The organism is Nocardioides sp. GCM10027114, from assembly GCF_042659625.1.
Classification (GTDB): Bacteria; Actinomycetota; Actinomycetes; order Propionibacteriales; family Nocardioidaceae; genus Nocardioides.
On the sequence record NZ_JBHSSS010000006.1, the window covers coordinates 81,763 to 95,131 of the forward strand.

Consider the following 13,369-nt stretch of genomic DNA (forward strand, 5'->3'; position numbering starts at 1 on the left):
CCCATGCACGCGTTCCCGCCGCCCGCACCGCAGGTCCCGACCGCCCCTTGGGCGGGCCCGCAGGCACAAGGGCTCTACGACCCCCGCCACGAGCACGACGCCTGTGGCGTCGCGTTCGTCGCGACGCTCACCGGGGAGGCCAGCCACGACATCGTGGCCAAGGCGCTCACCGCGCTGCGCAACCTCGAGCACCGCGGTGCCGCGGGTGCCGAGCCCACCTCCGGCGACGGCGCCGGCATCCTGATGCAGGTCCCGGACGCGTTCCTGCGCGAGGTCGTGGACTTCGAGCTGCCCGCGCCGGCGTCGTACGCCGTCGGCACGGCCTTCCTCCCCGGTGACGACGAGCAGGTCGCCAAGAGCCGCCGCCGCATCGAGGAGATCGCCGCGGAGGAGGGCCTCGCGGTCCTCGGCTGGCGTGACGTCCCGATCGACCCGAGCATCCTCGGCGCCACCGCGCGCGGCGTGATGCCGGCCTTCAGCCAGCTCTTCGTCGCCGGCGCCGGCGCCCGGGTCAGCGGGATGGCGCTGGAGCGGCTGGCGTTCTGCCTGCGCAAGCGCTCCGAGCGCGAGACCGACGTCTACTTCCCGTCGCTGTCGTCGCGCACCCTCGCCTACAAGGGCATGCTCACCACCGACCAGCTCGACAACTTCTTCCCGGACCTGACCGACGAGCGGATCGCCTCCGCCCTCGCCGTGGTCCACTCGCGGTTCTCGACCAACACGTTCCCGAGCTGGCCGCTGGCCCACCCGTTCCGGTTCATCGCCCACAACGGCGAGATCAACACCGTGATGGGCAACCGCAACTGGATGCGCGCCCGCGAGGCGCTGCTGGAGTCCGACCTCATCCCGGGCGACCTCGATCGGCTCTTCCCGATCTGCACTCCCGGCGCCTCCGACTCGGCGTCGTTCGACGAGGTCCTCGAGCTGCTCCACATGGGCGGCCGGTCGCTGCCCCACGTGGTGCTGATGATGATCCCGGAGGCCTGGGAGAACCACGCCGAGATGGACGCGCAGCGGCGCTCGTTCTACGAGTTCCACGCGTCGATGATGGAGCCGTGGGACGGCCCCGCCTGCGTCGTCTTCACCGACGGCGCCCAGATCGGCGCCGTGCTCGACCGCAACGGCCTGCGCCCCAGCCGCTACTGGGTCACCGACGACGGCCTGGTCGTGCTCGCGTCCGAGGTCGGCGTGCTCGACCTCGACCCGGCGACGATCGTCCGCAAGGGCCGGCTGCAGCCGGGCCGGATGTTCCTCGTCGACACCGACGAGCACCGCATCATCGAGGACGAGGAGATCAAGTCCGCCCTCGCCGCGGAGCACCCCTACGACGAGTGGCTCCACGCCGGCCAGATCCACCTCGACGACCTGCCGTGGCGTGAGCACGTCGTGCACACGCACGCCTCGGTGACCCGTCGCCAGCAGGTGTTCGGCTACACCGAGGAGGAGCTGCGGGTCCTGCTCACGCCGATGGCCGGCACCGGCGCCGAGCCGATCGGCTCGATGGGCACCGACACCCCCATCGCGGCGCTCAGTGACAAGCCGCGGCTGCTGTTCGACTACTTCAGCCAGCTCTTCGCGCAGGTCACCAACCCGCCGCTCGACGCGATCCGCGAGGAGCTCGTCACCTCGCTGAGCGGCACCATCGGTCCCGAGGCCAACCTGCTCAAGCCGACCCCGGCGTCGTGCCGTCAGGTCGTGCTGCCGTTCCCGGTCATCTCCAACGACGACCTCGCCAAGATCCGCCACGTCAACCGCGACGGCGACATGCCGGGCTTCATCACCCACGTCGCCCGCGGCCTCTACCCCGTCGAGGGCGGCGGCGAGGCGATGGCGCGGCGGCTCGACGAGATCTGCCAGGAGGTGTCCGAGGCCATCGAGGGCGGCGCCCGGATCATCGTGCTCTCCGACCGGCACTGCACCGCCGAGCTGGCGCCGATCCCGTCGCTGCTGCTGACCGGCGCGGTCCACCACCACCTGGTCCGCGAGAAGACCCGCACCCAGGTCGGGCTGCTGGTCGAGGCAGGCGACGTCCGCGAGGTCCACCACGTCGCCCTGCTCATCGGGTACGGCGCGGCCGCGGTCAACCCCTACCTCGCCATGGAGTCCGTCGAGGACCTCGCGCGCGACGGCCACTTCGTGAAGCTCGACCCCGAGAAGGCCGTCGCCAACCTGGTGAAGGCGCTCGGCAAGGGCGTCCTCAAGGTGATGTCCAAGATGGGCGTCTCGACGGTCGCCTCCTACACCGGCGCCCAGATCTTCGAGGCCGTCGGCCTGAGCCAGTCGCTGGTCGACCGGTACTTCACCGGCACGACCTCCAAGCTCGGCGGCATCGGGCTCGACACCATCGCCGAGGAGGTCGCCCGTCGCCACGCCACGGCGTACCCGCCCGTCGGCATCGCGCCGGCCCACCGGGAGCTCGCCATCGGCGGCGAGTACCAGTGGCGCCGGGAGGGCGAGCCGCACCTCTTCGACCCGGAGACGGTGTTCCGGCTGCAGCACTCCACGCGCACCGGCCGCTACGACATCTTCAAGCAGTACACCCAGCGCGTCGACGAGCAGTCGGAACGGCTGATGACGCTGCGCGGCCTGTTCCGCTTCCGCAGCGGCGAGCGGGCCCCGATCCCGGTGGACGAGGTCGAGCCGGTCTCGGAGATCGTGAAGCGGTTCCAGACCGGGGCGATGTCCTACGGCTCGATCAGCCAGGAGGCCCACGAGACCCTCGCCATCGCGATGAACCGGCTGGGGGGCAAGTCCAACACCGGTGAGGGCGGCGAGGACCCCGACCGGCTCTACGACCCCGAGCGCCGCAGCGCGATCAAGCAGGTCGCCTCCGGCCGCTTCGGTGTCACCGCCGAGTACCTCACCAACTCCGACGACATCCAGATCAAGATGGCGCAGGGCGCGAAGCCCGGCGAGGGCGGCCAGCTGCCCGGTCACAAGGTCTACCCGTGGGTGGCGAAGACCCGGCACTCCACGCCGGGTGTGGGCCTCATCAGCCCGCCGCCGCACCACGACATCTACTCGATCGAGGACCTGGCGCAGCTGATCCACGACCTCAAGAACGCCAACCCGTCGGCCCGCGTCCACGTGAAGCTCGTCTCGGAGGTCGGCGTCGGGACGGTCGCGGCGGGCGTCTCGAAGGCGCACGCCGACGTGGTGCTGATCTCCGGCCACGACGGCGGCACCGGTGCGTCGCCGCTGACGTCGCTCAAGCACGCGGGCGGCCCCTGGGAGCTCGGCCTCGCCGAGACCCAGCAGACGCTGCTGCTCAACGGCCTGCGCGACCGGATCGTCGTGCAGACCGACGGCCAGCTGAAGACCGGGCGCGACGTGGTGATCGCGGCGCTCCTCGGCGCCGAGGAGTTCGGCTTCGCGACCGCGCCGCTCGTGGTGTCGGGCTGCATCATGATGCGGGTCTGCCACCTCGACACCTGCCCGGTCGGCGTCGCCACCCAGAACCCCGTCCTGCGCGAGCGCTACACGGGCAAGGCCGAGCACGTCGTGAACTTCTTCGAGTTCGTCGCCCAGGAGGTGCGCGAGCTGCTCGCCGAGCTCGGCTTCCGCACCCTCGACGAGGCGATCGGCCGCGTCGACGCTCTCGACGTCAGCCAGGCCGTCGACCACTGGAAGGCAAGCGGACTCGACCTGTCGCCGGTGCTGCACCTGCCGGAGCTGCCGGAGGGCGCCGCCCGCCGCAACACCACGGTGCAGGACCACGGCCTCGACAAGGCGCTCGACGTCACCGACCTGGTGCCGCTCGCAGCGCCCGCGCTCGAGCGGGGCGAGCCGGTGCGCGCCCAGCTGCCGATCCGCAACGTCAACCGCACGGTCGGCACGATCCTCGGCCACGAGGTGACCAAGCGCTACCGCGGCGAGGGCCTGCCCGACGGCACGATCGACCTGACCTTCACCGGGTCGGCCGGCCAGTCCTTCGGTGCGTTCCTGCCCCGCGGCATCACGCTGCGGCTCGAGGGCGACGCCAACGACTACGTCGGCAAGGGGCTCTCCGGCGGCCGGATCGTGGTCCGGCCCGACCGGGCTGCCACCTTCGACGCCCGTCGGCAGATCATCGCCGGCAACGTCATCGGGTACGGCGCGACCTCGGGCGAGATCTTCCTGCGCGGCGAGGTCGGCGAGCGGTTCTGCGTCCGGAACTCCGGCGCGACCGCCGTCGTCGAGGGAGTGGGCGACCACGGCTGCGAGTACATGACCGGTGGCATCGTGGTCGTGCTCGGCCGGACCGGGCGCAACTTCGCGGCCGGCATGTCCGGCGGGTACGCCTTCGTGCTCGACCTCGACGAGGGCCGGGTCAACCCCGAGCTCGTCGAGCTCGGCCCGGTGACCGGCGAGGCCGCCGAGCAGCTCAGAACCCTGGTCACGACGCACCACGAGGAGACGGGCTCGACCGTCGCCGAGGAGCTGCTGGCCGACTGGGACGCGTCGCTGGCGCGCTTCACCGAGGTGATGCCCAGCGACTTCAAGAGGGTCCTCGACGCGAGGGCCGAAGCTATCGAGGACGGCCTCAACGACGAGGAAGCCGCGGCACGGATCATGGAGGTTCTTCATGGCTGACCCCAAGGGATTCCTCAAGGACGGCCGGCAGGTCGCCGAGCGGCGGCCGGTCGAGGAGCGGGTGAAGGACTGGAACGAGGTCTACCCCGGCTCCGCCGGACGCGCCCTGCTCCCCATCATCAGCAAGCAGGCCGGACGCTGCATGGACTGCGGCATCCCGTTCTGCCACCAGGGCTGCCCGCTGGGCAACATCATCCCGGAGTGGAACGACCTGGTCTGGCGCGACGACTGGGAGGGCGCCATCGAGCGCCTCCACGCGACCAACAACTTCCCGGAGTTCACCGGTCGCCTCTGCCCGGCGCCCTGCGAGACGGCCTGCGTCCTCGGCATCAACCAGGACCCGGTCACGATCAAGAACGTCGAGGTCTCGATCATCGACAAGGCATGGGAGTCCGGCTTCGTCCGGCCCCAGCCGCCCGAGTGGCTGTCGGGCCGCACGGTGGCCGTGATCGGGTCCGGCCCCGCCGGCCTCGCGGCCGCGCAGCAGCTGACCCGGGCCGGTCACACCGTCGCCGTCTACGAGCGCGCCGACAAGATCGGCGGGCTGATGCGCTACGGCATCCCCGAGTTCAAGATGGAGAAGCAGCACCTCGACCGCCGCCTAGACCAGATGCGGCGCGAGGGCACCGTCTTCCGGGCAGGCGTCGACGTCGGGAACGACCTCACCGGCCAGCAGCTGCGCGAGCGCTACGACGCGGTGGTCGTCGCCACCGGGGCGACCGTCGCGCGGGACCTGCCGGTGCCCGGGCGCGAGCTCGACGGCATCCACCAGGCGATGCACTACCTGCCGCAGGCCAACCGCGTCGCGCTGGGGGAGGAGGTCGCCGGCCAGGTGACCGCCGAGGGCAAGCACGTCGTCATCATCGGTGGCGGCGACACCGGTGCCGACTGCCTCGGCACCGCGACCCGTCAGGGCGCGGCGTCGATCACGCAGCTCGAGATCATGCCCGAGCCACCGGAGAGCCGGCCCGCCGGCCAGCCGTGGCCGACGTACCCGATGACCTTCCGGGTCTCCTCGGCGCACGAGGAGGCCGGCGAGCGGGTCTACTCCGTCTCCACCAAGGAGTTCCTCGGTGACGACGAGGGCCGGGTCCGTGCGCTGCGGATCGTCGAGGTCGAGTTCGTCGACGGCCGGCTCGTCGAGCACGAGGGCACCGAGCGCGAGCTGGCCGCCGACCTGGTGCTCTTCGCGATGGGCTTCACCGGCCCCGAGAAGGAGGGGCTGCTCGAGCAGCTCGGCGTCGACCTCGACGAGCGCGGCAACGTCGCACGCGACGGTCGCTACGCCACCTCGGTCGACGGCGTCTTCGTCGCCGGCGACGCCGGGCGGGGCCAGTCGCTGATCGTCTGGGCCATCGCGGAGGGCCGGGCGGCCGCGGCCGCGGTCGACGAGTACCTCAGCGGCTCGACCAACCTGCCGGCGCCGATCCCGCCGACGGCCCGGCCGCTCGTCGTGTGACCACGGTCGCCTGAAAAGGGGGCGGGGTCGAGGTGTTTGAACGATCTAACTCGCGCTAGGCTCAGGCCCGTGCGTAGAGCCAAGATCGTCTGCACCCTCGGCCCCGCCGTCTCGACCCCGGAGAAGATCCGTGAGCTGGTCGAGGCCGGCATGGACGTCGCCCGGCTGAACATGAGCCACGGCAGCCATGCCGACCACGAGCGCAACTACCGGATGGTCCGCGACGCCGCGGACGCCACCGGTCACGGGGTCGGCATCTTCGCCGACCTGCAGGGGCCGAAGATCCGGCTCGACACCTTCGCCCACGGCCGGGCCTTCCTCGAGCCAGGTGCGCGCTTCACCATCACCACCCGCGAGGTCGCAGGAGACGAGAACGTCTGCGGCACGACGTACGACGGGCTGCCCGGCGACGTGAGCCCCGGCGACCCGATCCTCATCGACGACGGCAAGATCCGGCTCAAGGTCGTCGAGATCGACGGCAAGGACGTGGTGACCGAGGTGGTCACCGGCGGTCCGGTGAGCGACCACAAGGGCATCAACCTCCCCGGCGTCCCGGTGAGCGTGCCGGCGCTGTCGGAGAAGGACATCGAGGACCTGCGCTTCGCGCTCCACCTCTCGGTCGACTTCATCGCGCTGTCCTTCGTGCGCTCGGCCAAGGACGTCGACAAGGTGCGCGAGGTGATGGCCGAGGAGGGCGTGATGCTCCCCGTCATCGCCAAGATCGAGAAGCCCCAGGCGATCGACAACCTCGACGAGGTCATCAAGGCGTTCGACGCCTTCATGGTGGCTCGTGGCGACCTGGGTGTTGAGTGCCCCCTGGAGGACGTCCCGTTCCTGCAGAAGCGGGTCATCGAGAAGGCTCGCCGGAACGCCAAGCCGGTCATCGTCGCGACCCAGATGCTCGAGTCGATGATCGAGAACCCCGCGCCGACCCGCGCGGAGGCCTCCGACGTGTCCAACGCCGTCCTCGACGGCGCCGACGCCGTGATGCTGTCGGGCGAGACGAGCGTGGGGGAGTACCCCATCGAGGCCGTCCGGACCATGGCCCGGATCATCGAGTCCACCGAGAAGCACTCCCTCGGCAAGATGGCGGCCATCGACTGGCAGCCCAAGACCAAGGGCGGCATCATCGCCAAGGCGGCCGCCGAGGTCGGCGAGCGTGCCGAGGCGGCGTACCTCGTGGCCTTCACCCAGTCCGGCGACTCCGCCCGGCGGCTCTCGCGCTACCGCGGAACGATCCCGGTGCTGGCCTTCACCCCCGAGGCGACGGTCCGGTCGCAGCTGTCCATGACCTGGGGCGTCGAGACCTTCAAGACCGCCCCCGTCGAGCACACCGACGAGATGGTCCGCCAGGTCGACGAGCAGCTGCTGCACATCGGGCGCGTCAAGCCCGGTGACCTCGTGGTCATCATCGCGGGCAGCCCGCCTGGCATCCCCGGGTCGACCAACGCGCTGCGGATCCACCGGATGGGCGACGCCATCAACGAGGTGGCGCCGGCCTACCGCCGCCACCGGTAGACAGGTCGCGGGCGGGAGGCGTCACCGCTTCAGCCCGATCAGCGCCTCGAGCGCTGCGACGTCCGCCGCCCTCGAGACGGCGACGCACGTCGACCGCGGCCGCCGCCAGGCGATGCCGACGGCGTCGAGCGTCGCGGTGCACAGGCTCATGATGTCCTCGGACCTGTTGCTGAACATCCAGCGCGGATAGTCGTGGCGGGTGCGGACGCCACCCACCGTGCGCGTGGCCCAGTTGGCCACCCGGCTCCCGTCCGAGTGGAACAGGCCCCGCAGGAAGTCTCCCGGATGGGCGTCCACGATCGCCTGCTGCCATGGCTCGAGCACGATGGGGCGGTGATGCTTGCGTCCGGGCCCGTGCTGCGGGAACAGGCAGGGCCAGTGCTTCCACGCCGACTGCACCACCAGAACTCCCGGACCCCGCACCCGGTGAATCGTCGCGTCTGGTCGTACCCCGAGCACTGATCGCTCCACGTCGCCTACGATCCCGAGGCGAGTGGCGTCACAGCTGATGCGGAGAACCACGGTGCGTCTGGCGGGGGAGAGGCACCCGTCGCCGAGGTAGTAGCCGAGCAGCGCAGCGTAGGCGGCCAGGTCGTCGCCGCCCTGGCCGCAGCGCGGGCAGTGCATCTCCACGCCGGTCCGCGCCGGGCGGCGGGACCAGTCGCGTACTGCCCACCTGCTCACACCGAGCCTGCGGCTGACCTCCGACACGCTGAGCCCGGCCGACAGCAGATCCTGGGCAGCGTGGCGCACGTCAGCGGGGTACATGACCCCACGATCAGTCAGAGCACCGACACTGGCGCTGGGCGGGCTGGGGTGCCCCGGGTGGGATTCGAACCCACACTGGACGGTGTTTGAGACCGCTTCCTCTGCCGTTGGGATACCGGGGCCGCGAGCGACGCAACGCTACCCGACTGCCCTCGGACCCATCCCGCCGCAGGGTCGGCGTCAGGGTCGTCGTTGAGGCAGGGGACCGGCCGACTACATTTGCCCACCGTGAACCAGGCCACACCTGCCCCCCGTCGCGTCGTCATCGCCGAGGACGAGGCCCTCATCCGGATGGATCTCGCCGAGATGCTCGGTGAGGAGGGCTACGAGGTCGTCGGCCAGGCCGGGGACGGCCAGCGCGCCGTCGAGCTGGCGCGCGAGCTGCGTCCGGACCTCGTCATCCTCGACGTCAAGATGCCGGTGCTGGACGGCATCGCCGCCGCCGAGCTCATCGCCGCCGACCGGATCGCCCCCGTCGTGATCCTCACCGCCTTCTCCCAGCGCGAGCTGGTCGAGCGGGCGCGCGACGCGGGCGCCATGGCCTACCTCGTCAAGCCGTTCAGCCAGGGCGACCTCGTCCCCGCCATCGAGATGGCCGTGAGCCGGTTCGCCGAGCTCGACCAGCTCGAGAAGGAGGTCGCAGACCTCCAGGAGCGGCTCGAGGCGCGCAAGGCCGTTGACCGCGCCAAGGGCGTCCTCCAGAAGGAGCTCGGCCTGAGCGAGTCCGAGGCGTTCCGCTGGATCCAGAAGACGGCCATGGACCTGCGACTGTCGATGCGGCAGGTCGCGGACGGCGTCGTCGAGCACGGACCCGGGGTCGCGGGGCCCTGATGTCACGAGCCGGTATCGAACTCGGCGCCGCGTGCCCTGATGTGGCCTGCGCCACGCGCAACACCCTTAGACTGCCCGGCAGCACCCAGAGGGGGGCCTGTGAGGAGGACCCGAGTGAAGTCTCGTCCCAACGTCCGTGAGCGAGCTTTGGTCAGGGGGGTGGCAGGACTGCTGTTCGCAGTTCTGCTCGCACCACTGCTGCTGCTCATCGGCACGTCCACGGCACATGCGTCGGCACTGTGCCTGCCTGATGACGGTACGTCGTGCATCGTCGGCACCCTGCGCTCCGAGGAGGGCCCGGTCGCCGAGGTGAACCTGGTGATCACCACTCCCGCCGGGGAGGAGGTCACGGTCACCACCGACGAGGCCGGCAAGTGGAACTACCCGGCCACCGAGGCGGGCGAGTACGTCGTCACGCTCGACGAGGAGTCGTTCCCCGAGGGGCTCGCCGCGCAGGGCGTCACGGAGCGCACCCTGGACGTGAAGATCGGCAAGGCGCAGAAGACGTTCCCGGCGCTCTTCAACGTCCGCACCGCCGAGTTCGACGCCACCACGAGCCGCTCCGACCTGCTCATCCAGAGCTCCTTCAACGGGCTCCGGCTGGGCCTGCTGCTGGCGCTCGCGTCGGTCGGGCTGTCGCTGATCTACGGCACGACCGGCCTGTCGAACTTCGCGCACGCCGAGCAGGTGACTCTCGGCGGCATCCTCGCCTACGGCTTCGTCAACGTCGCCGGCCTCAACCTGTGGGTGGGCATGGTGATCGTGGTCGCCCTCTGCGGCCTCACGGGCTACCTCCAGGACCGCGGCATGTGGCAACCACTGCGTCGCCGTGGCCTGGGCCTGACCCAGATGATGATCGTGACCATCGGCATGTCGCTCGCCGCGCAGTACACCTTCCAGTACTTCGTCGGCGCGAGCACGGTGAAGGTGGTGGTCCAGAACTTCGACACCACGACGTTCGGCCCGATCACCGTCACGAACATGTCGTTCGTCGCGATGGGCATCTCGGTCGTCGTGATCGCCGCGGTCGGCTACATCCTGCTCCGCACCCGGATCGGGCGCGCCACGCGGGCCGTGTCGGACAACCCGGCGCTCGCCGCCGCCTCCGGCATCGACGTCGACCGCATCATCCGGCTCGTCTGGACGGCGGCCGCCGGACTCGCCGGCCTTGCCGGCGTCCTCTACGCCCTCGTCGTCAGCAACGGCATCCGGTGGGACACCGGCATGCAGATCCTGCTGCTGCTGTTCGCGGCCGTGACCCTGGGCGGTCTCGGCACCGCCTTCGGCGCACTGGTCGGCTCGCTGATCATCGGCATGGTGGTCGAGCTCGCCGGGCCGCTGGGCGCCCCCGGCGACCTCAAGTACGCCGTGGCGCTGGGCATCCTGATCCTGCTGCTGCTCGTCAGGCCGCAGGGCCTGCTGGGACGCGCCGAGCGGGTCGGCTGAGAGGGAAGAAGACATGGACACCTTTGTGAACATCCTCGAGGCCATGGCCCGCGAGGCGATCGCACCGCAGACCGCGGCCGTGGCGATCGCCGTCATCGGCCTCAACATCCACTTCGGATTCACCGGCCTGCTCAACATGGGCCAGGCGGGCTTCATGCTGCTCGGGGCCTACGGCTTCGCCATCTCCATCTGGAAGGGCCTGCCCCTGCCGCTGGCCGTGCTCATCGGCCTCGGCGCCGCCTTCGTGTTCGCGTTGATCCTGGGCGCGCCCACGCTGAAGCTACGAGGCGACTACCTCGCGATCGTCACGATCTCGGCGGCGGAGATCATCCGCTTCGTCGGCCGGTTGTCGCTGCTCACCGACTTCACGGGCGCTGCCCAGGGCATCCCCGGAAGCCAGTACCGCGACCCCTTCGTCGAGCTCTCCTTCTTCGGGAGCGGCAGCACGGCGTTCGGACCGTGGGACTACTCCAACACCGGCGTCAACGGCTGGTGGGTGCGGTTCGTGGCCTGGATGCTCGTGCTCATCTCCGCCGTGCTGGTCGCGCTGCTCGTCAAGAGCCCGTGGGGCCGTCTGCTGCGCGGCATCCGTGAGGACGAGGACGCCATCCGCAGCCTCGGCAAGAACGTGTTCGCCATCAAGATGCAGGCGCTGGTCATCGGTGGTCTCTTCGGTGCGCTGGGCGGCATGGTCTACGTGCTGGCCAGCTCGGTGCAGGCAGACGCGATGGGACGCTCGCTGACGTTCTTCGCCTACACGGCACTGCTGCTCGGAGGAGCGGCGACGCTCTTCGGTCCGATCCTGGGGGCGGTCATCTTCTACACCGCCCGGATCCTGATCAAGAACGGCGCCAATGCCTACGTCCCCGACAGCATCATGAACAGCCAGCAGACCGAGCAGTTCTCGTTCATCGTCGTGGGTGTGGCCCTGATGCTCCTGGTCATCTTCCGGCCGCAGGGCATCCTCGGTAACAAGAGGGAGTTGCGTTTCAATGTCTGAGCAGGTCGCCACCCCCAGCCTGGCGGACCCGGCGGAGCGGGCCCGGCTGATGTCGGGCGTCGAGGCCCGTCCCGGCGCGTCCAAGCCGGACCCGATCCTCGTGGTCGACAACATCGTCCGGAACTTCGGCGGCATGACCGCCGTGGACGTCGACCACCTCGAGGTCCAGCGAGGCATCATCACCGCCCTGATCGGCCCCAACGGTGCCGGCAAGACGACGTTCTTCAACCTGATCACCGGCTTCGACAAGCCGAGCTCGGCGAAGAGCGGCGCCCACTGGTCGTTCGACGGGAGGACCCTCGACAAGACCTCGGCGTCCAGCGTCGCGCGGGCCGGCATGGTCCGCACCTTCCAGCTCACCAAGGCGCTCAGCCGCATGACGGTGATGGACAACATGATGCTGGGCGCCCAGCAGCAGACCGGCGAGAACCTCCTGAAGTGCATGTTCAAGCCGGCCTGGTCCAAGCAGGAGATCGCGATCGAGGAGAAGGCCAAGGAGCTGCTCCAGCGCTTCAAGCTCCTCGAGAAGAAGGACGACTACGCCGGCAGCCTGTCCGGCGGTCAGCGCAAGCTGCTCGAGATGGCGCGCGCGCTGATGAGTGACCCGAAGATGATCATGCTCGACGAGCCGATGGCGGGTGTGAACCCGGCCCTGACGCAGTCGCTGCTGGGCCACATCCAGAGCCTGCGCGACGAAGGCATGACCGTCCTCTTCGTCGAGCACGACATGCACGTCGTCCGGCACATCTCCGACTGGGTCAACGTCATGGCCGAGGGCAAGCTCGTCGCCGAGGGGCCCGCCGACACGGTGATGTCCGACCCTGCGGTGATCGACGCCTACCTCGGTGCCCACCACGACACCGACCTCGGCGACGACAGCCTGCTGGAGGACGAGGCCATCGAGCAGATCCACGCGGAGGTCGAGGCGGAGGACGCCCAGCGGGCGACCCACCACCACGGCGCCGCCGGGGAGGAGAAGAAGTGACCGCGCAGCCGCAGAATCAGACCCCGGTCGTCGAGGCCAAGGACGTCGTCGCGGGCTACCTGCCCGGCGTCAACATCCTCAACGGGTGCAGCCTCGTGGCCTACCCCGGCGAGATGATCGGCATCATCGGCCCGAACGGCGCCGGCAAGTCGACCCTCCTCAAGGCGATGTTCGGCCTGGTGAAGGTCCACTCCGGGTCCGTCACCCTGCACGGCGAGGAGATCACCAACTTCAAGGCCAACAAGCTCGTGGAGATGGGTGTCGGCTTCGTGCCGCAGACCAACAACGTCTTCCCGACGCTGACCATCGAGGAGAACCTCCGGATGGGGCTCTTCATGCGGCCCAAGAAGCTCAACGAGCGACTTGCGGCCATGTGGGACCTCTTCCCGGTCCTGCACGACCGGCGCAACCAGCGTGCGGGTGCGCTCTCCGGCGGTGAGCGGCAGTCGCTGGCCATGGCCCGGGCGCTCATGATGGAGCCCTCGGTCCTGCTCCTCGACGAGCCGTCGGCCGGCCTGTCCCCGGTGCGTCAGGACGAGACGTTCATCCGCACCCGGCGCATCAACAAGACCGGCGTGTCCGTGGTCATGGTCGAGCAGAACGCCCGCCGCTGCCTGCAGATCTGCGACCGCGGCTACGTGCTCGACCAGGGCAAGGACGCCTACACCGGCAGCGGCCGTGATCTTGCCAACGACCCCAAGGTCATCGAGCTCTACCTCGGCACGCTCGCCAAGGACGTCGACGCGGAGCGCGAGCAGCACTGACGCTCCAGCCCGCCTGACACCACCAG

At 70.0% G+C, this 13,369-nt stretch carries 9 protein-coding genes and 1 tRNA gene; 8 read left to right on the forward strand and 2 right to left on the reverse strand.

Annotated features, from left to right (window positions below; all coding sequences use genetic code 11):
* The first annotated feature begins 3 nt into the window (after positions 1-3).
* The 3 genes from gltB to pyk all read left to right on the forward strand — a co-directional run bounded on the left by gltB (position 4) and on the right by pyk (position 7,549).
* Positions 4-4,572 carry a glutamate synthase large subunit gene (gene gltB / locus ACFP2E_RS03570; RefSeq protein WP_378521247.1) on the forward strand — a complete coding sequence of 1,523 codons (4,569 nt, stop codon included), beginning with the start codon at positions 4-6 and terminating at the stop codon, positions 4,570-4,572.
* Positions 4,565-6,031: a glutamate synthase subunit beta gene (locus tag ACFP2E_RS03575; protein ID WP_378521246.1), complete on the forward strand. Its 1,467-nt coding sequence runs from the start codon at positions 4,565-4,567 to the stop codon at positions 6,029-6,031. Before gltB ends, ACFP2E_RS03575 begins: the two co-directional genes overlap by 8 nt.
* Before the next feature lie 69 nt (positions 6,032-6,100).
* A complete protein-coding gene (gene pyk, locus ACFP2E_RS03580) occupies positions 6,101-7,549 on the forward strand; it encodes a pyruvate kinase (protein WP_378521245.1) in 1,449 nt (482 codons plus the stop codon).
* 21 nt (positions 7,550-7,570) lie between these two features.
* Here pyk and ACFP2E_RS03585 read toward each other — a convergent pair whose 3' ends face one another.
* Together ACFP2E_RS03585 and ACFP2E_RS03590 are read right to left on the reverse strand one after the other, a co-directional pair.
* Positions 7,571-8,317 (reverse strand): transcriptional regulator, encoded by a 747-nt coding sequence (locus ACFP2E_RS03585; protein WP_378521244.1) that lies wholly within the window; start codon positions 8,315-8,317, stop codon positions 7,571-7,573.
* Positions 8,318-8,366: 49 nt separating this feature from the next.
* Positions 8,367-8,439, reverse strand: a tRNA-Leu gene (locus tag ACFP2E_RS03590).
* Positions 8,440-8,545: 106 nt separating this feature from the next.
* On the opposite strand from ACFP2E_RS03590, the gene ACFP2E_RS03595 reads away from it, so the two are divergent.
* The 5 genes from ACFP2E_RS03595 (at position 8,546) to ACFP2E_RS03615 (ending at position 13,343) form a co-directional block, all read left to right on the forward strand.
* Positions 8,546-9,148, forward strand: a complete 603-nt coding sequence (locus tag ACFP2E_RS03595) for an ANTAR domain-containing response regulator (protein ID WP_378521243.1) — start codon at positions 8,546-8,548, stop codon at positions 9,146-9,148.
* Positions 9,149-9,307: 159 nt separating this feature from the next.
* Positions 9,308-10,594 (forward strand): branched-chain amino acid ABC transporter permease, encoded by a 1,287-nt coding sequence (locus tag ACFP2E_RS03600; protein WP_378521242.1) that lies wholly within the window; start codon positions 9,308-9,310, stop codon positions 10,592-10,594.
* A gap of 13 nt (positions 10,595-10,607) precedes the next feature.
* On the forward strand, positions 10,608-11,594 hold the full coding sequence (locus ACFP2E_RS03605) for a branched-chain amino acid ABC transporter permease (protein WP_378521241.1): 987 nt from the start codon (positions 10,608-10,610) through the stop codon (positions 11,592-11,594).
* Entirely contained in the window at positions 11,587-12,579 is a 993-nt protein-coding gene (locus ACFP2E_RS03610; RefSeq protein WP_378521240.1) for an ABC transporter ATP-binding protein, read from the forward strand. Before ACFP2E_RS03605 ends, ACFP2E_RS03610 begins: the two co-directional genes overlap by 8 nt.
* Complete coding sequence (locus ACFP2E_RS03615; RefSeq protein ID WP_378521239.1) at positions 12,576-13,343, forward strand: ABC transporter ATP-binding protein; 768 nt, start codon at positions 12,576-12,578, stop codon at positions 13,341-13,343. Before ACFP2E_RS03610 ends, ACFP2E_RS03615 begins: the two co-directional genes overlap by 4 nt.
* Positions 13,344-13,369: the final 26 nt, after the last annotated feature.

Bases quoted from the DNA above. Each gene is read 5' to 3' on its own strand.
- ACFP2E_RS03605 (WP_378521241.1), top strand. From the start codon at position 10,608: ATGGACACCTTTGTGAACATCCTCGAGGCCATGGCCCGCGAGGCGATC.
- ACFP2E_RS03585 (WP_378521244.1), bottom strand. From the start codon at position 8,317: ATGTACCCCGCTGACGTGCGCCACGCTGCCCAGGATCTGCTGTCGGCC.
- gltB (WP_378521247.1), top strand. From the start codon at position 4: ATGCACGCGTTCCCGCCGCCCGCACCGCAGGTCCCGACCGCCCCTTGG.
- ACFP2E_RS03575 (WP_378521246.1), top strand. From the start codon at position 4,565: ATGGCTGACCCCAAGGGATTCCTCAAGGACGGCCGGCAGGTCGCCGAG.
- ACFP2E_RS03610 (WP_378521240.1), top strand. From the start codon at position 11,587: ATGTCTGAGCAGGTCGCCACCCCCAGCCTGGCGGACCCGGCGGAGCGG.